Below are 17038 nucleotides of genomic sequence, written 5' to 3'. Positions count from 1 at the left end.
AAGCTCCCTGTAAAAGCATAAAAGGAAATTTCCTTTTAAAAAAATTTCCTTTTATGCCATACAAATCAAAAGTCTCCCCCTCCCGGAGGAGATTTAGAGGGGGCTACTACTGTTGCCCATCATTCAATAATGGTGCAAACTTTTTAACGTAATCCTTTAACTGCCCATCGAATTTTTTAAATAACGCTGGCTGGTTGTTTTCTTTTACAAAATCGGTTACCCCATTTAGTATCTGTAAACCAATTTGTATATCACGCTTGTTCAGGGTGTTATCATTTGTAGTCAACAAATGATAATTATAATCAAGCTGATCGGTTACATACTCATCAAGATGGTTTGCCATTTTGGTACCCAACACTACATCATTTAATTGAAATGCCATTTGTATTAAAAATATTTTACGGCCGGCTATGTCAATATAAGGATTGATATCGGGCATTTCCTGGTCGTACTTGTGCAGTACTTTCAAGGCCAGGTCATTATGTCCTTCCTTCATCAGGTTTTGAATCAGATCGGTAAAAGTGGTGGTCATTACCGGGTAAAACATTGATGTTGATTCGTGATCAAGATATTTAGCAGTTTTAAAATTGCCAAACTTAAACTTGTTCATCACATTATTGTACATCACCATGGTGTTTGTTTTACTCAACTGGTCATGTACCGTTGTATCCTTTTGGAAAGGTATTAAATGGTAAGTAAAACCCTCTTTATACAGGTATGGCTGCAAACCAATCAGGTTTTCATTACCAATAGTGGTAGTGAAGCAGATAGGCCTTTTCCAGTTATTATGAGCCAGTATATCCAATATGGCCAAATTCTCTTTTGTAATATAATTTGGCGGGAATTTCCAATCCATTACGCTTGCAAGCCTGCTTTTTTGATCTGGGGTTACAACGCCCATTTTTACCACCTCGTCTGGGTTTATGGTTAGTTTCAGGTTTTTAGTGGGCAAGTAGTTGCCCATGTCACCGCTTCCATACGTAACCTGTGTAGCTTTATCATCAGATGTAATAAAGTCGAAAACTTCTTTTACTTCCTGTGGACCGTCTAATTTCTTGTCGTTAAAGTAAATGGCATCGCGTACACCTTCTTTATATTTATCATACGGCATGGTAATAGGCAAAGGCTCCGATTCATTCATTTTCTTCTGCATCTGACGGATATACCAATCGCCGGTAAATAAGCTCAGGTTAACGATGCGTACATCCGGCCTGATGCCTTCAACTTCCTGGTCATACCATAACGAGTAGGTATCATTATCGCCATAAGTAAACAAAATGGCATCTTTAGGGCACGATATCAGGTAGTTATAAGCCATATCATGCGGCGTCATTTTGGTGGAACGGTCATGATTGCCCCATTCCTTGCTGGCCAGCAACACAGGCGCAGCCAATAAACACACGGCAGTTGATGCTAAAGCGGCAGTTCTGCCGTCAATAAATTTGCGGGCGCTTTCGGCAATGGCTATAACACCTAAACCTATCCAGATTGCGAAGGCATAAAAGGAGCCCACATAGGAGTAGTCACGCTCGCGCGGCTGCACATTAGCTTGATTAACGTATAACACGATAGCCAGTCCGGTAAAAAAGAAAAGCAGCAACACAATTAGCGCATCTTTCTTTTTACGGTTAAAATGGTAAGCAGCACCTATTAAACCGATAATGAGCGGCAATGCATATAATGGCGTATAGGTTACTGCGCTTGTAACTGATTTTGGCAAATGTCTGCCACCATCAAATATTCCGGTTGTCCAGTTACCATCAATGGCCACCATGCTTTGCTGCCCATCAGCATCATTATAACGGCCCACAAAATTCCATAAAAAATAACGCCAGTACATCTGGTACATTTGCCAGGTAAACATCCAGCTTAAGTTATTTGCAAAAGTTGGCGCCTGCCCTTCAGGAATGCGTAGCCACTCTTTGTAAAACTGTACATCCTGCGGGTCGGTACTATACATGCGGGGTAAAATTGTAGTATGATCATATACCGTTTCAATTTTTTTGCCTGCATTTTCATATTTGGTATTTCCTTTACGATAAATGATGCTTCCCTCCTTTTGTTCGGTAACCTGCGCATCGTAGTATTGTCCAAACAATAAAGGATTTTCGCCGTACTGAATGCGGTTTAAGTAACCATACAGGGTAAATGCATTATCGGGATGGGAGTTATTTAAATCGGGGTTTGCGGTTGCCCTGATAGGGATATACGCAAATGAACCGTAACCAAAATAAATGAAAGCCAGGCATAACAACGCAAGGTTAAGCGTTGGCTTTTTAGCACGGATACTATATATAATACCCGATACAAGCGCGGCCACTATGATGAGCATAAAAAAGAATGCCCCACTGCCAAAGCCCAGTCCTAATGTATTTACAAAGAAAAGGTCAAAATAAGCAGCAAACTTAATGGTGTATCCCCTAACACCATACTGTACCAGGCCCAGGATAACTATCCCGGCCAAAAACGCCAGTATTCCGTTCCCTACATTGATATTTTTACTCCTGCGGAAGAAATAAACAATGGCCAAAGCAGGTATAGTTAATAAATTCAGCAGGTGAATACCTATTGATAAACCAATTACATAGGCTATAAAAACCAGCCATTTATCGGCGCCTTTTTCATCGGCGTGGGCATCCCATTTTAAAATGGCCCAAAATACAATAGCAGTACATAGTGATGATAAAGCAAATACGATAGTTTCAACGGCCGAGAACCAGAAAGTATCGGTATAAGTAAATGCCAATGCGCCAACCAGGCCGGCACCCATAATCAATATCAGGTTTGTTTGGCCAATTTCTTCATCGCGTTTGTTGAGCAACAATTTTTTGGCTAATGCGGTAATTGTCCAAAATAAAAACATAATAGTAGCCCCACTCGCAATAGCCGAACCCATGTTTGTGTAATAAGGCACCTTAGCATTATTACCGAATGAAAGTAATGAAAATAGCTTGCCCAACATGGCAAAAACAGGGTACCCTGGTTGGTGGGCTACCTGTAACCGGTAGGCGCATGAAATAAATTCACCGCAATCCCAAAAACTAACTGAGGGTTCTAATGTTAAAATGTAGGTAATTGAAGCTATAACAAAGCAAAGCCAGCCTAAAAGATTATTGATTTTTTTGTACTGCATTTATATAAATAGTAAGGATTTTTATCGCGCGGGCAAATATCACTATTTTTAAATGGTAATTAAAAAAAACAGTTTGCCTGTGCCAAATTTAACATTTATTAACTTTTTTGAACAAGAATATCCAAATGAAAGACTTTCTCTGAAATCTATTGCCAATGAAAATTTTTATCTTACCATAAATAATACTTATTTTGTTGCGATGCAAAAAATCTACCAATTTCTATCCAGAAAATCATTTTTGTTAGCCGGAATCATCCTGGTTTCGGTGCAAGGGGTTAAGGCGCAGTCAACCTATCTGCCAAACTCCTACCAGTTGTACCAAAAGTTCAATGCCGACATTTATTCAACCAAAACGGCATTCCACAGTTCCCTGCGTCCATTTTTGATAGATAGTATTATTCAGCATAGCTATGACTCGGTGATGAATGTAGGGGTAAATCCCAACCGCAAAAGCTGGCTTACCCGCAAATTATTAAACGAACATCTTTTTGAAGTAAAAAGGCCCAATTATACATTTTACGGCGATGTCATCCTGGATTTGGACTTGAGTAAGGATTTTAGCGCAAAAACCGGTGGCCTGTCTCAAACTTATTCGGCACAGGGGCAGCTGGCTACTTTAACGGTAAATTCAAGTAATTATTTAAATACACGTGGTTACCAGTTTGGTGGTACGGTTGGAAAAAACTTTTCTTTTTTCACCAGCGGCTTCGAGAACTCAGCCAAATTCCCTACGTATTATAATACTGTAGTAAATGCCAACCGCTTTATCCCCGGACAGGCTTATTTGCGCAATTACCAGGGCATAGCAAAAAACTCAGCAGATTGGTCGTACGTCACCGCGATCTTGTCTTATAACGTCACAAAAAACGTAAATGTAACCCTTGGTGAGGATAAAATGTTTATCGGCGATGGCTACCGGTCGTTATTACTATCAGACTATGCCGCAAATATGCCGCTGTTAAGAGTTACTGCAAATTTGGGCAAGCATGTGCAGTATATGGCTGCCTGGGCTTATATTGAAGACCTGAAAGAAACAAAATTCGATACGTTTGGCAGCAACCGCCGCAAATGGGCATTTTTTCATTACATTGATTGGAACGTGAGTAACCGGGTTTCATTTGGTTTCTTTAACGCCCTTATTTCGCCGGAAGCAGATGCAACCGGCAACAGGCGTGGCTTTGATGCTAACATGATAAACCCAATTTTCTTCTCCAGTTCACTGGGGCCATCTCAACAACCTAAAGACAATACTTTAGTCGGTTTTACAGCCAAATACAAAATTCTGGATAAAACAGCCTTATATGCCCAGCTATTGTTGGATAGGTTTAAAGCTGGCAGCTTTTTCTCGGGTAATAATGCAGATAACACCAATGGTGTGCAGGTGGGTATCCGCGGAGCCGATCTTTTTGCTGTTAAGCGTTTTAATTACCTTTTTGAGTTTAATACAGTTAAACCGTATACTTATCAAAGTGCCAATACCATAAGCAGCTATAATTTTTACGGCGATCCGTTGGCACATCCTTATGGCGCAAATTTCAGGGAAGCTTTGGGTATCCTGAACTACTCTTTTGGGCGGATTGATCTGCAAGGGCAAATAAATTACGCCAAATACGGCACCGATTCGCTCAACACCATCAATAACGGCAAAATAGTGAACAAACCATTTGTACCAACGGCAACTACCACCACAACCGTTGGCCAGGGACTAAGCACCCAGCTTTACTATGCCGAAGGCACCATTTCATTTTTGATTAACCCTAAATATAATCTCCGTTTTGAATTAAGTGGCTTGTACCGTCAGGAAAAAAGCGCTAAAGCAGATAATAAAACAACGATGGTTACCTTTGGGCTGAGAAGCTCGTTCAGGAATTTATATCATGATTTTTAAACGAGATTAGTGAATTTGGCAGGATTTACAGGATTTTTTTGAATGTCTCGTCCTGAGAAAAGTTTACATTTTTTTTCTTTAGCACTCTTAGTTGTTTACAAATTAAAATAGCGGACTTACCAATCCTATCTTAACCTCAGTATATTACTTCCCCGAGGCATGATGATAGCTTGATTGTCAACGTAAAAACAATTAAAGTATCAAGTTTAGGTATTTATACCAGCATACCGGTAATTACCGCGTCCTGTAAATTACGCACCCTAAATTTGGGTTTGTAACAGTAGTGCGCAAGTTGTTTTACCCAGGTGCTGTTATACCCAAATACCATTTTTATCATCCTTACCCTGGTTGAGCCTTTGGGGTACCCGTATTTATACCAGGTAAATTTAGATTGGTCAATTTTAAACTGATCAGTAAAATCGGCCAGGAAGAGGTCAATTTCAATATCAAAAATATCCAGGTCGAGGTCGAGGCTGGTTTCAAGGCAAAGACTGCCGGGGTCTACGCTGCGAATTTTGTAGCGGCTGCAATAATCAACAATAAATTCTTTTAAAGGGGGCAGTATCTCTTCCATTAATTGAATAGTTTTGATCATGTTGGTTATAGGACGTTGTTTTAAAAACAAAGGTTGCATCATGGAGACCAGTTTTTTTAAAAAAGGTTACCGAAATATTAAAAACGTTGTCAATTGCGCCTAATTCACTTTTTGATGAATAATTAACAGGGTATTGTTATTATTGCAATCAGTTTACCAATTACCATGAAATTAAAAGTTATTGCTTTTGATGCCGACGATACCCTTTGGGTTAACGAACCTTATTTTCAGAATACAGAGAGAAAGTTTTGCAGCCTGCTGGAAGACTTTTTGCCCGAACATGATATTTCAAAGGAGCTTTTTAAGGTAGAGGTTGATAACCTGCCGCTTTATGGTTACGGCATAAAAGGCTATATCCTGAGCATGATTGAAGCCGCATTAAAAATATCAGACAATAAGATTGGTATTGATACCATTAACATTATTTTACAATATGGGCGGGAGATGCTCAATGAGCCTATTGAACTGCTGGATGGCGTGGAGCACGTGTTATCAACGCTAAAAACTGATTATCGCCTGGTGGTAGCTACAAAAGGCGACTTGCTTGATCAGGAGCGTAAACTAAAAAAATCAGGCCTGGCGCATTATTTTCACCATATCGAGATCATGAGCGATAAAAAGGAAGATGATTATATTAAACTGATAAAACACCTCGATATCAATCCCGAAGAGTTTATGATGGTGGGCAATTCCCTTAAATCGGATGTAATGCCGGTGTTGAATATTGGTGGATATGCCATACACGTACCCTACCATACCACCTGGGCGCATGAGCATGTGGAGACAAGTTTAAGTCATGAAAAATTTATGCAGACCGATAAGCTTGCGGATATTTTAGTATCGATACAAAGTTCAGATCCTGACAGATAGTTTGCACATTGGCCAGTTTATTGATCCGGCTGAAGAAAGGCGTTTAAACCGTTTTTTCCATTACAATAAGTTCTATCAATTCTTTTGGTGCTCCAAAACGGCCGTGATCATGAAAGGGCTGAATTTCGCCCGTGAATGCGTAACCGCGGCGCTCATACCAGCTAATCAACTCCTTACGGCTGCGGATTACCGTCATGCTGATTGTATGAAGGCCAAGCTGGCTTGCAATAACTTCGGCTTCCTCAATTAAAGCGCGGCCTACTCCCCCGTTTTGCAGCGCCGGCGATACGCTAAACATCCCCAGGTATAACTTATCCCCCTTAACTTCGAGGTATACTGTGCCTATGATGTTACCGTCGGCGTTGGTATACTTTAAAATGGTGATGGCATCGTTATTCAGGTAATCAATTAACATCGGCTCATCAATCCGGATACCGCCAACAAGGTCGGTTTCTGTAGTCCAGCCTTTTTTTGATTCTTCGCCCCGGTAGGCGCTGTTAATCAATATATTTAGTTCGGCTACGTCGGTAAGCGTTGCTTTGGTTATTGGCATAATATTTTGTTTTTGGGATGGCAAACTTAGTATTTACAGCAATAAATCCATAACAAAAATTAGCCGTTTACAACAATTTATAATCCTCGCGGGCCGGGCTAAAAATATCAATCAGTTTGCAATCAGTAACAGCAGTGCCACCATGCACAATATTTGACGGGATGATTGCAAACATTCCGGAATCCAATACCTGCGGAATACCATCAACAGTAAGTTCAAATTGGCCTTCCAGCACAAATGAATATTGTTCGTGTACGTGTTTATGCATCGGTAAAGATATCCCGGCCTTTACTTCAATAAAATTGATGGTGTTAGCATTGGTGTGGATTAGTTTCGAAAAATAGCCGGGCGCAATCTCTTTTGTTTTGATATCGCTAAAGAGGTAGAAAAATTGGTTTTGCATACATCAAATTTACACTACTATTTTAAACTTTGTACCTTTTCTTTAATTGCCATTAACTCCAAGGTAAAACAATCCCGGTGTTTGGTGGGATTGTGAAAGGGGTAAAAACAACCACCTGGTTAACTAAAATATATAACCAAATGCTGACCGTTTATAATGCCGCAATATTTGAAAACCATCTTATCTTTATACAGTTATTAGATAAGTTACACATCAACCAACCATGGCTTTTATTGATTACTATAAAATATTAGGGATAGACAAGGCAGCTTCGGACAAAGACGTTAAAAATGCTTACCGCAAGCTGGCCCGCAAATACCATCCCGACCTAAATCCCAACGACGCCGAAGCGAATAAAAAATTTCAGGAAATAAATGAGGCCAATGAGGTACTTAGCGATCTCGAAAAACGCAAAAAGTACGATAAATACGGCGAAAACTGGCAACATGGCGAAGTATATGAACAACAAACCAGGCAGCAACAAAACAGGCAACGTAGTAGTGGCGCGGGCGGTTTCGAAGGATTTGGCGGCGGCTTCGGCGGCGGCGAAGATTTTTCTGATTTCTTCCAATCCATGTTTGGTGGCTCCGGAGGTGCAGGTGGAGGGCGCCGCACGGGTTACCGCGGACAGGATTTGAATGCCGAATTCCAATTGAACCTGCAGGATACTTTACAAACACATAAGCAAACGCTTACCGTTAACGGAAAAAATATTCGTATTACAATCCCGGCTGGCATTGAAAATGGCCAAACCATAAAAATTGCCGGCCATGGGGGCTCTGGCGTAAATGGAGGCCCTGCCGGCGATCTGTTTATTAAATTTAATATCCCTGCGGATGCCCGCTTTAAACGGGATGGCGCTAACCTTTATAATATCATTGATCTTGATTTGTATACGGCTGTATTAGGTGGCGAGATTATGGCCGAAACTCCAACCGGAAAAGTAAAAGTTAAAGTAAAGCCCGAAACTCAAAATGGCGCCAAGGTAAAACTGAAAGGCAAGGGTATGCCCGTTTATAAAAAAGAGAATGAGTTTGGCGACTTATATCTTACCTATAATATAAAAATACCAACCAACCTTACCGATAAACAAAAGCAACTGTTTGAAGAACTGTCAAAATCCTGATTATTATGAAAACGGAGAATCTAATTACAGTCAATGAATTTTGTATCTACCATAACGTGGAGTTTACGTTTATAAATTCGTTGCAGCAAGCAGGGCTTGTTGATGTTAAAGAAGTTGACCAAACCATATTCATTCCCGAATCGGAATTAAAAAAACTTCAGAAAATAGTTAGCTTACACGAGTTAGATATCAATATCGCAGGCATCGAGGCTATAACACATATGCTTGACAGGATTGAACAAATGCAGGAAAACATGCGCGGGTTGAGGAATAAGCTGAAGTTGTATGAAGGAGAATAAAGCTAAGCTACTCCATATACTTCAACATCATACGTTCGCTTACAATGTGGGCATCGTCAATTACAGATTCCGGATATCCCATAGATGCTAATATGGCTATGCCATTTTTGCTTTTAAGCAAGCCTTCTTTCAATTTGTAGTCGAATACCAGCGTTTTGCCCGATTTGGAGTCTAAAAACGAGTAAATGGCAAAATCTTCATCCAGTAATTCGGCCAGTTCAAGATCGTGGGTGGATACAAAAACAAAATTATCGTTGGCAGTGATATATGATAAAACCGATTTTGCGGCTGCAATACGTTCAATTGTGTTTGTTCCCCTGAAAATTTCATCTATAATAACCAGGCTTTTAATTTCTTCGGCAGCACTGCTGCTATCAACAATATTTAATATGGCCAAAGCCTGTGCCTGGAAAAAGCTTTGCTGCTCTTCAATACTATCCGTTATTTTAATACTGGTTTGTATTTTCAGGAATGGTGCTTTATAAGCCTTGGCGCAGCTTGTAAATATAGTTTGAGCCAACAAAGTATTGACTGCTATCGCCTTAATGAATGTTGTTTTGCCTGACATATTTGAACCGGTTATCAAAGCTCCCCTGTCTGCCCTGGTATACAATGAATTAGGCACGCACTTATCTACCAAAGGATGGAACAGGTCGGTAATTTCCATTTTGGCATCCTGGCTGATAAATTCGGGCTTGTTATAAAATGGCAAACCTTCCCTTACCGATTGGATGGCTATTAGTACATCAACTTCGGCAACAAAATTGTATACCTTTTCAATGTCTTCGCGGAATTTGCCGATGTGGTTTATTGAATTGGTATAAATATGTGGCTCGAGCAAAAAAAGCACCTTAAAAAGCTGGAATACTGCATAACCGGGAGAGCCCGAATCAACCACCAGCTCACTTTCGAGATTCACAATACTTAACGATCGTTTTAAACCTGCCAGATTTACCAGGCATTTCTTGATTTCACTGGTATCGCCAATGTCTGCATATTTAACTAACCAAACGGCTACTTTATGCATTATTAACAGTTGGGGTAGCGAATCTGAATATTCAGCTGTTTTTTTCTTGCTGGCAAAATGAAATATAGCGTTGTAACCCAACAGCACGCCCAATGTGATCAGGCTAACAGGGTTAGGTATAACAATAAGCGAAACAATTGCCGCTAAAATTAAATACGGCACAATTTTAACATACAAAGCCATCACAGGCGCAAATAGCGGCGCATGCGTTTTTAAAAACAAGTTGGGAATTTGATAGGCATTGCTATGGCCGAGCTTTGAAAGTTCGAGTTCCAAAAATTCGCGATTGGGTGCATCCGCGTTCAGCGCTGTTATCTTAGCATCAAGTTTTAATAAATTATCAAGTGATGTTTCCGGAAAATGTAGTTTTTTATATAATAGCTGTTTTCCTGGTTTTGAATTAGTCCTATCTATAAAATTAAAAACATTTTTAAGGTCAAGGTCATCCGAGGTCACGGCTGTTATTTTGCTATCAGCAGTATCTGCATCCAGGTAAATTTTTATCAAATCAAAATTACGTCTTGTGTTTACCGGCTTTGCCCATTTGTTTTTGATTTTCTCCAGATTTTTTTCTTTAGCCCGTAATTTCCCAAAATAAGATACTATGTATGAAATTGTTAACACAATAGACAAAAGTAGTACCGTAAAAATGATGTAATACATGCTTAAAAGAATAAAAAAAATTTAAACCCGTGGTTTATTTTCCAGTCAATATAAATGTAGACAAAGTTATTAACTAATAAATTTTTAAAGCGATGAAACTGATTAAAATTTCAATAATAACCATGGCGATATTATTTTCACGTCAATTTGCCAAAGCTCAAAGTTTCTCCATTGGCGCATCTTTTGGATATGGTTACCCTCATCACAGGGTTATCGTGGCCGACAATTATGGCCCTTACTACCCCGAACCCGTTTATTACGACCGCAGTGTTTATTACGGAAGACCACGATATTATGTATCGGAAAATTATTGCAGGCCATACTACCGTAGGGCGTATTATAGGCCATTTCATGGCCACCGCCGTTGGTAAAGCCTAAACAACAATATCAAAAAGCCCATTCTATCAAACCGGACGGGCTTTTTGATTTTCATTTTACGCCAAAGTCAGTTAATCTTCATGAATAGCTGCGTCGTTTGCCATTTCAATTATTACGGTATCAAGGCGGTCAAGTTCTACCATAATATACGCCAAAGCGGTGGCATCCCCAGGGTCATCTTTAAGCATTGCAGCAAGTCCCTTTAAATTGGCTACAGGGCTGCGCATAAAGTGAGATTGCTTCCAGGCCATTGTTTTTATACTATTTATCTGATCATGAATCTGTTCATAAGCAGCTTTCAGGTCGCTTTCGGCATTCTTTCTTTCGGTAATGTCATAAAGCGATATCATCAGCCCCAATATCAGGTCATTGCTGTCAATAATTGGCAACAACCTTACGTAATACCACATCATATCGCCGTTGGGCTGCTGGTAATCAATTTCATAACTTACATGATGTCCGGTTAACACCTGGCCGGCAAACTTTTCAAGCTGAGGAAACCGTTCAATGGGAAAGTAATCCGGCAAATCAGCGTCATCCAGCCCGTGATTATATTGCGTTTTTGCAAACTTAGCAGCCATGGTGTTATACGCCAGTACACGCAGGTTTTTATCAAACAGCGCATAAGCAGAATCGGTGGTATTTAAAATTGTCTGCAAGTTAGCTTCCGATTTCCGCAGCAACTCGTCCGATTTAATTTTTTCGGTAATATCATTTGCCAATGACAGCCTTACGGGCCGGCCATTAAATACAATATCCTGGGTAATGATTTGAACATTAATTATCGATCCGTCTTTTTTCTGGTGTTTAAAAATGCCCTGATCCCCCGAGTCGGAAGTGTTTTTATTAAAGCTATCAACCAATGCGCTCAAATCTTCTTCAATTCTAAAATCCCTGGCATTCATCTCTAAAAATTCATCGATAGTATAGCCGTAGTGCCTTGCTGCGGCCTTATTTGCAGCAATTATCGAAAGATCATCTTTCGATATCATCCACATAGGCAATGGATTGCTATCAAACAATAATTTATATTTCAGTTCAGATTGGCGCAGTAGCTCCTCTGCCTCCTTCCTTTCTGTGATATCTATCATTGATCCGATAATGGTGGGCTCGCCATTAATTGTTACCCTGTTACCATAAAACTCTACCCAATTCAATGAGCCATCCGCCCGGCGGCCAATTGCCTCGTAATCGATACTGTCAATCTCTCCTTCTAACCGCGTACGGATGTGCTCTAACGCGATATCCCTATGTTGCTCGCAAACAACCATTGCCGCAGATGGGGCATTAACAAGCTCGTGCTGGCTATAACCAAAAACCTGGGCAAAACGCGGGTTTACATAGGTAAATTTCCCTTTTTGAACAATGTAAATGCCCACCATTGATTTTTCGGCCAGCGTTCTGAATTTCAACTCAGCAAGTCGTAATTCGGTTTCCATTACTTTACGGGCGGTAATGTCACGCGCTATAACCAAAATACGGTCATCTGAAAATTTTTTTACGTTTACTTCCACGTCGAAAATAGTACCGTCTTTCTTCAAAAAACGGCGTTCTTTAATGGTAGCTTCTGTTAAGTCATCCGGGCGTAGTATGATAGGGTCAATTTTCAGATGCTCTGGATCAAGCAAGTTCATTAAATTGAGTTGCAAAAGCTCTTCGCGCGTGTAGCCCGTCATTTTGCACATGCTGGCATTAACTTCGGTAAAATTATTGTCGAAATTAAGTACATATATAGCGTCTGAAGCATGTTCAATAAGCAAGCGGTACCGGCGTTCGCTTTCACCCAGCTTATCTACAAGCGCCGTTAGCTCAACCGATCGTTCTGCTACCCGTTTTTCAAGCGAACTGTTAATTGAAATAACTTCATTTTCTGCTGCCGACCGTTTTTCATCGATACGGTTAAGCCATATTGCAGTAACGGCAACTACGGTAAGGCAAATGCTAAGCATGACGAGGGTTAGCACATATATGCTAACCTCAAGTGTAACCAGGTGGTTATACTGTGTTTTAAACCTCAAAAACCCTAAAACAATAAATATCAGCTCTAACGGTAAAAACAACTTACGGGCCATTTGATTACCCACCCTGCTACCGGTAAATACATTAGTAAGCCCGTATTGAGGATGCAAAAGCGAGGCGGCTATTGAAATTCCAAAAAACAACAATGCCGTATGCACCGGCATCGAGCTCACGTAGCTGAAGTTATAAAAAAGAGATAAGCCGTATAAGTAACCGATAATAGCAACAGTTGAAATAAGGGTGACAGCATGAAGCATGTATTGCCCCATTAACTGCATTTTTTTTCGCTTAGTAACAATAAGCAAAAAAGCAAAACCCAACAATAAAGTGCAAATGGAAGTATTGATGGTTGTATAACTATTATAAGTATAGTTGGCACCGGTTATGATATCAATACCATTGACAAAAAAATTATCGGTAAGTATATGAAACTGCAACAGATATTGGAGCAGCCCGAACAAGCCAATTAAGGCAACGATTATTGATAGAACAATAACAGCGCGATGGATATATTTTTTTGGAGGTTGTTGGATTAATAAAGTAATTAAACCCAGGAAACTCAGGCAAAGTGCGGTACTGAACTTTACGGCTACATATTGGGGTATGAGTGTTTTAAGTGCATCTATATTCAAAAGCCATCCGCACACAACCAGTACACCTGCCAATACGGTGAACAAGCTTACAAGGATTATAAATCTGCTTTTTTGAGGATGGTACATTTAAAATAAAATATTCCTGCAAGCTATATAATTTACCAAAATATTTCGCTTTTATCAGGATGCGGTTTGGGCTGTAAATTTATCCTGATAAAGTTATAATAAAATGAGGCTAAAGCTAATTTTAATAAATGATGGATTCAGTGGGTAATAATAACCATTTTGATTAGTCAACGAGAAAGTCAAAACCAATTGATTAACCTAACAGCCTCTCATTTTTTAGGGGTTAAAAAAGCACGAAGCGCCTGCTGGGTAAAATCAGATAATACCAGTTCGCCGCTAATTGCTGCCCTATCGGCTAATAACGAATCCCAGTTGTTGGTTCCTTCCCACAAGAGCAGTTTGAGGGCAGTTAAGGCCGCGGGATTATATGACACAAGTTTGTTTACCAACTCTTCAACAGCAAAATCAAGAGCGGCTATATCTTCATAAACTTCGTTATACAGGCCCTTTTCTTTTGCCCATTGCGCAGTTTGGAATTCAGTTGCCCGGATAGTTAACTGTGAAAATGCGGGTAAGCCAACTTTACGTACCACCGCCGGCGAAATTACAAATGGTCCTATCCCTATCGCCAGCTCGCTTAGCTTTATTGCGGCAAATTGAGTAGCCAGGCAATAATCGGCAACCGCGGCCAGGCCTACTCCGCCCCCAACGGCTTTCCCCTGCACACGTGCAATAATTATTTTAGTGGATTTGCGGCATGCATTTATCACATCGGCAAAGCCCGAAAAAAATTTACAGCCTTGTTCCTTATCTTTAATCTGCATCAATTCGTCAAAGCTGGCGCCGGCACAAAATGTACGATCGCCCCCGCTTTTTAATACAATGATTTTTACAGCATCATCGGCGCCTGCTTCCTGAATGCTTTTAGCAAGTTTTTGCAGTAAATGAGATGGAAGAGAATTTTGGGATGGATGATAGAAACTAATGGTAGCCGTACCATTGGTGCTTGTTATGCTTGATACATTTCCGTTATCGATGGCCGACATGTTTATAGATGTATAGGTAGGTTTACAAATAAACCCAATGCACTGCCAATATCAGAAGTATTTTAGTTAACTGCAATTTTAGCCTAAAATAATTAAGCGCAAACGCATCAAATTGGGTTAACATAACTTAACACATTTCAGATAAAATATTTATAAGTATTTAATAATCAACATTTTATATTTTATCATGGTTAACACTAAACTGATAGAACAATTTAGTCGCATCCAAATATTTGTGCCCGTTGTTGACCGATAAAAATTCCTTTGGTACCTCGATCATTTAACCACCATCGGCCAATGAAAACAAGGTGTCGTTTGATGCTTATATCTTCCCGACGCCATAAGCTCATTCCATTAGCTACTTAGATGCGTTTGCCCTGCTATAATTGGCAACTCAAAATAAAAGGTTGCGCCTTTGCCCAATTCACTCTCTACCCCTATTTTACCATTATGATTATTTATAATTTCGGTGCTGATATAAAGCCCCATGCCAAGGCCGCTGGCCATGAATTTTTGATCTTCAACACGGTAAAAGCGTTCAAATATACGCTCAATCTGCCCGGCAGATAGCCCGATTCCAAAATCGGTAACAGATAGGCGTACTACGCTTTCTTTAGCTTCGGTTTTGATAATTATCGTTTTGTTTACCTGCGAGTATTTTACAGCGTTATTGATAAAATTCATCACCACTTGTTCCAACCTTTCCGCATTTCCAATAATTTTAAACGGGACGGTCGCCTGGTTTTCAAATTCATACTGGGGATACATGTGCTCCGCATTCTCAAGTGATGTTGCAACCAAATCGCGCAGGTTAACTTCTTCGATAGCGTATTCAAGCCTTCCCGCGTGTATTTTGCTTACGTCGAGTAAATCATTTACCAGGCGCTGTAGTTTATTTACAGCAATCCCTGCTTTTTCAATATATTGTTTCACAACCGGGGGCACTTGTTCTTTGTTATAGCCACTGATGAGCTGAATGTAGCCTTTCAGGCTGGTTAGCGGTGTTTTAAGTTCATGGCTGGCCACACCTATAAATTCATCTTTACGTTCCATTTCCTGCTTCTGATCTTCAATATCAGTAGCAGTGCCTACCCAAAAAACAATTTCGCCGTTATCACCCTTCAATGGCATGGCCCTGTTTAAATGCCAGCGGTATTTTCCGTCCCAGCGCAGATAACGGTTTTCTACTTCAAAAACAGCTCCCGTTTTCAATGAGTGTACATATTTATCTATGGTTACCGCCAGGTCATCCGGATGGACTACACGTTGCCAACCCCAACCTGCTGTTTCGCTAAACCGTAAGCCGGTGTAATTATACCATTGCTGGTTAAAAAAATCAATTTCGCCGTCGGGCAGATTTGTCCAGCTCATCTGCGGAATATTATCGCTTAGCAACTTAAAATGCTCCCTGCTTATCAGTAGGTCTTTCGTGCGCTCTTTTACCGTATCCTCAAGTTCGTTATTCAGTTTTTTGGTTTCTGCCTGTGCCGCAATAAGCTGGTCATTTTTTACTTTGAGTTCCCATTCGGCTTCTTTTTGCGTCGTTAAATCGGTAAGTATCAGACTAAGCGACAGACCTTCATCGAGACTGAGCGTTGTACATGACAGCAAACAAGGGGTTAAATGGCCACTTTTATCTACCAACAAAATCTCCCCTTTGCAATCTTCTTCCCAGCCATTATTAATCATGTAATTAAATCTTTCTGTAGAAATCTCGGGTATAAAAGTTTCAAACCTTAACCCAATTACCCGCTCTAAGGGCATATTCATCATGGTTGCAAAACGCGAATTACTATACAGAATTATACCTTCCTTGTTGAGGGTGACGGCCCCCTCGTTCATTTTTTCGATAAAAACACGGTAGGTCTGGTCGGCCGTTTTAAGCGTATATAATTGGTGCCCGGTATCATCTTTAACAATAAGTGCATCAACCTGGCCATTCCGTATAGCATCAATAGTATCGTTTGCTTCGTCCAATTTAAACTGAAGTTCCCGAAATTCTTGTAATAGGTTGTCGTATGTTAATTTAGCAGGATTCATATCAATAATCAGTATATAAACCAAGCCCGCGAAGTACCTTGGCGACATTACTCATATCGCCTATTAACCGGCGCTCGGTCCCCGGCGCTTTTTTTATTAGCAGAGGCAGGGCAATAATCTGTTCACTTTCGGCAATTAAAGGTTGTTGGTAAACATCTATAATCTCTAATTCATAATTGCCGTTTAAATACTGTTCGCAAATACCTTTTAAATTGGATATGGCACGCGTTGAATTTGGCGAGGCTCCGGCTACAAACAAGCGTAACTGAAAAACACTCCCATCATCAAAATTTAAATTCCGGGCCAAAGGTGGCAGTTGATCTTGTTCAGACATTATGT

At 40.2% G+C, this 17038-nt stretch carries 14 protein-coding genes; 5 read left to right on the top strand and 9 right to left on the bottom strand.

Annotated features, from left to right (window positions below; genetic code table 11):
• Nucleotides 1–106: 106 nt before the first annotated feature.
• Nucleotides 107–3133, bottom strand: coding sequence for a glycosyltransferase family 117 protein (locus tag AC1RM2_RS32805; protein ID WP_492989351.1), 3027 nt, complete (start codon nucleotides 3131–3133; stop codon nucleotides 107–109).
• A 199-nt stretch (nucleotides 3134–3332) separates the two neighbouring features.
• On the opposite strand from AC1RM2_RS32805, the gene AC1RM2_RS32800 reads away from it, so the two are divergent.
• Complete coding sequence (locus AC1RM2_RS32800) at nucleotides 3333–5021, top strand: gliding motility protein RemB (RefSeq protein ID WP_492989350.1); 1689 nt, start codon at nucleotides 3333–3335, stop codon at nucleotides 5019–5021.
• 214 nt (nucleotides 5022–5235) lie between these two features.
• Here the strand turns inward: AC1RM2_RS32800 and AC1RM2_RS32795 are convergent, their stop codons facing one another.
• Complete coding sequence (locus AC1RM2_RS32795) at nucleotides 5236–5616, bottom strand: DUF1493 family protein (RefSeq protein WP_492989349.1); 381 nt, start codon at nucleotides 5614–5616, stop codon at nucleotides 5236–5238.
• Between the two features lie 165 nt (nucleotides 5617–5781).
• Here AC1RM2_RS32795 and AC1RM2_RS32790 point away from each other — a divergent pair, with 165 nt between their 5' ends.
• Complete coding sequence (locus AC1RM2_RS32790) at nucleotides 5782–6486, top strand: HAD family hydrolase (RefSeq protein WP_492989348.1); 705 nt, start codon at nucleotides 5782–5784, stop codon at nucleotides 6484–6486.
• A gap of 43 nt (nucleotides 6487–6529) precedes the next feature.
• Here the strand turns inward: AC1RM2_RS32790 and AC1RM2_RS32785 are convergent, their stop codons facing one another.
• Together AC1RM2_RS32785 and AC1RM2_RS32780 are read right to left on the bottom strand one after the other, a co-directional pair.
• A complete protein-coding gene (locus tag AC1RM2_RS32785; RefSeq protein ID WP_492989347.1) occupies nucleotides 6530–7039 on the bottom strand; it encodes a GNAT family N-acetyltransferase in 510 nt (169 codons plus the stop codon).
• Nucleotides 7040–7106: 67 nt separating this feature from the next.
• The gene (locus AC1RM2_RS32780; RefSeq protein WP_492989346.1) at nucleotides 7107–7442 is read right to left on the bottom strand and encodes a cupin domain-containing protein; all 336 of its coding nucleotides are present in this window, start codon (nucleotides 7440–7442) and stop codon (nucleotides 7107–7109) included.
• 223 nt (nucleotides 7443–7665) lie between these two features.
• Between AC1RM2_RS32780 and AC1RM2_RS32775 the strand changes: the two genes are divergently transcribed.
• Together AC1RM2_RS32775 and AC1RM2_RS32770 are read left to right on the top strand one after the other, a co-directional pair.
• Nucleotides 7666–8568, top strand: a complete 903-nt coding sequence (locus tag AC1RM2_RS32775; protein WP_492989345.1) for a DnaJ C-terminal domain-containing protein — start codon at nucleotides 7666–7668, stop codon at nucleotides 8566–8568.
• A 5-nt stretch (nucleotides 8569–8573) separates the two neighbouring features.
• Complete coding sequence (locus AC1RM2_RS32770; protein ID WP_492989344.1) at nucleotides 8574–8867, top strand: chaperone modulator CbpM; 294 nt, start codon at nucleotides 8574–8576, stop codon at nucleotides 8865–8867.
• Nucleotides 8868–8874: 7 nt separating this feature from the next.
• On the opposite strand, the gene AC1RM2_RS32765 is transcribed toward AC1RM2_RS32770, so the two are convergent.
• The gene (locus AC1RM2_RS32765) at nucleotides 8875–10557 is read right to left on the bottom strand and encodes a MutS-related protein (RefSeq protein WP_492989343.1); all 1683 of its coding nucleotides are present in this window, start codon (nucleotides 10555–10557) and stop codon (nucleotides 8875–8877) included.
• 92 nt (nucleotides 10558–10649) lie between these two features.
• Here AC1RM2_RS32765 and AC1RM2_RS32760 point away from each other — a divergent pair, with 92 nt between their 5' ends.
• A complete protein-coding gene (locus AC1RM2_RS32760; protein ID WP_492989342.1) occupies nucleotides 10650–10928 on the top strand; it encodes a hypothetical protein in 279 nt (92 codons plus the stop codon).
• 78 nt (nucleotides 10929–11006) lie between these two features.
• Here AC1RM2_RS32760 and AC1RM2_RS32755 read toward each other — a convergent pair whose 3' ends face one another.
• The 4 genes from AC1RM2_RS32755 to AC1RM2_RS32740 all read right to left on the bottom strand — a co-directional run bounded on the left by AC1RM2_RS32755 (nucleotide 11007) and on the right by AC1RM2_RS32740 (nucleotide 17033).
• Nucleotides 11007–13631, bottom strand: a complete 2625-nt coding sequence (locus AC1RM2_RS32755; RefSeq protein ID WP_492989341.1) for a PAS domain-containing protein — start codon at nucleotides 13629–13631, stop codon at nucleotides 11007–11009.
• Between the two features lie 251 nt (nucleotides 13632–13882).
• Entirely contained in the window at nucleotides 13883–14659 is a 777-nt protein-coding gene (locus AC1RM2_RS32750; protein WP_492989340.1) for an enoyl-CoA hydratase/isomerase family protein, read from the bottom strand.
• 354 nt (nucleotides 14660–15013) lie between these two features.
• Nucleotides 15014–16699, bottom strand: coding sequence for a PAS domain-containing sensor histidine kinase (locus AC1RM2_RS32745; protein WP_492989339.1), 1686 nt, complete (start codon nucleotides 16697–16699; stop codon nucleotides 15014–15016).
• A gap of 1 nt (nucleotide 16700) precedes the next feature.
• Nucleotides 16701–17033, bottom strand: a complete 333-nt coding sequence (locus AC1RM2_RS32740) for a circadian clock KaiB family protein (protein ID WP_492989338.1) — start codon at nucleotides 17031–17033, stop codon at nucleotides 16701–16703.
• Nucleotides 17034–17038: the final 5 nt, after the last annotated feature.

This window comes from Mucilaginibacter sp. GW822-FHT03E02, assembly GCF_058801545.1.
This window is presented reverse-complemented; position numbering and strand designations above follow the sequence as displayed.

What these genes read in the sequence shown, in the direction of transcription:
- AC1RM2_RS32765 (WP_492989343.1), bottom strand. Translation starts at nt 10,557, where the DNA reads ATGTATTACATCATTTTTACGGTACTACTTTTGTCTATTGTGTTAACA.
- AC1RM2_RS32750 (WP_492989340.1), bottom strand. Translation starts at nt 14,659, where the DNA reads ATGTCGGCCATCGATAACGGAAATGTATCAAGCATAACAAGCACCAAT.
- AC1RM2_RS32745 (WP_492989339.1), bottom strand. Translation starts at nt 16,699, where the DNA reads ATGAATCCTGCTAAATTAACATACGACAACCTATTACAAGAATTTCGG.
- AC1RM2_RS32790 (WP_492989348.1), top strand. Translation starts at nt 5,782, where the DNA reads ATGAAATTAAAAGTTATTGCTTTTGATGCCGACGATACCCTTTGGGTT.
- AC1RM2_RS32805 (WP_492989351.1), bottom strand. Translation starts at nt 3,133, where the DNA reads ATGCAGTACAAAAAAATCAATAATCTTTTAGGCTGGCTTTGCTTTGTT.
- AC1RM2_RS32780 (WP_492989346.1), bottom strand. Translation starts at nt 7,442, where the DNA reads ATGCAAAACCAATTTTTCTACCTCTTTAGCGATATCAAAACAAAAGAG.
- AC1RM2_RS32785 (WP_492989347.1), bottom strand. Translation starts at nt 7,039, where the DNA reads ATGCCAATAACCAAAGCAACGCTTACCGACGTAGCCGAACTAAATATA.
- AC1RM2_RS32800 (WP_492989350.1), top strand. Translation starts at nt 3,333, where the DNA reads ATGCAAAAAATCTACCAATTTCTATCCAGAAAATCATTTTTGTTAGCC.
- AC1RM2_RS32775 (WP_492989345.1), top strand. Translation starts at nt 7,666, where the DNA reads ATGGCTTTTATTGATTACTATAAAATATTAGGGATAGACAAGGCAGCT.
- AC1RM2_RS32760 (WP_492989342.1), top strand. Translation starts at nt 10,650, where the DNA reads ATGAAACTGATTAAAATTTCAATAATAACCATGGCGATATTATTTTCA.
- AC1RM2_RS32740 (WP_492989338.1), bottom strand. Translation starts at nt 17,033, where the DNA reads ATGTCTGAACAAGATCAACTGCCACCTTTGGCCCGGAATTTAAATTTT.
- AC1RM2_RS32795 (WP_492989349.1), bottom strand. Translation starts at nt 5,616, where the DNA reads ATGATCAAAACTATTCAATTAATGGAAGAGATACTGCCCCCTTTAAAA.
- AC1RM2_RS32770 (WP_492989344.1), top strand. Translation starts at nt 8,574, where the DNA reads ATGAAAACGGAGAATCTAATTACAGTCAATGAATTTTGTATCTACCAT.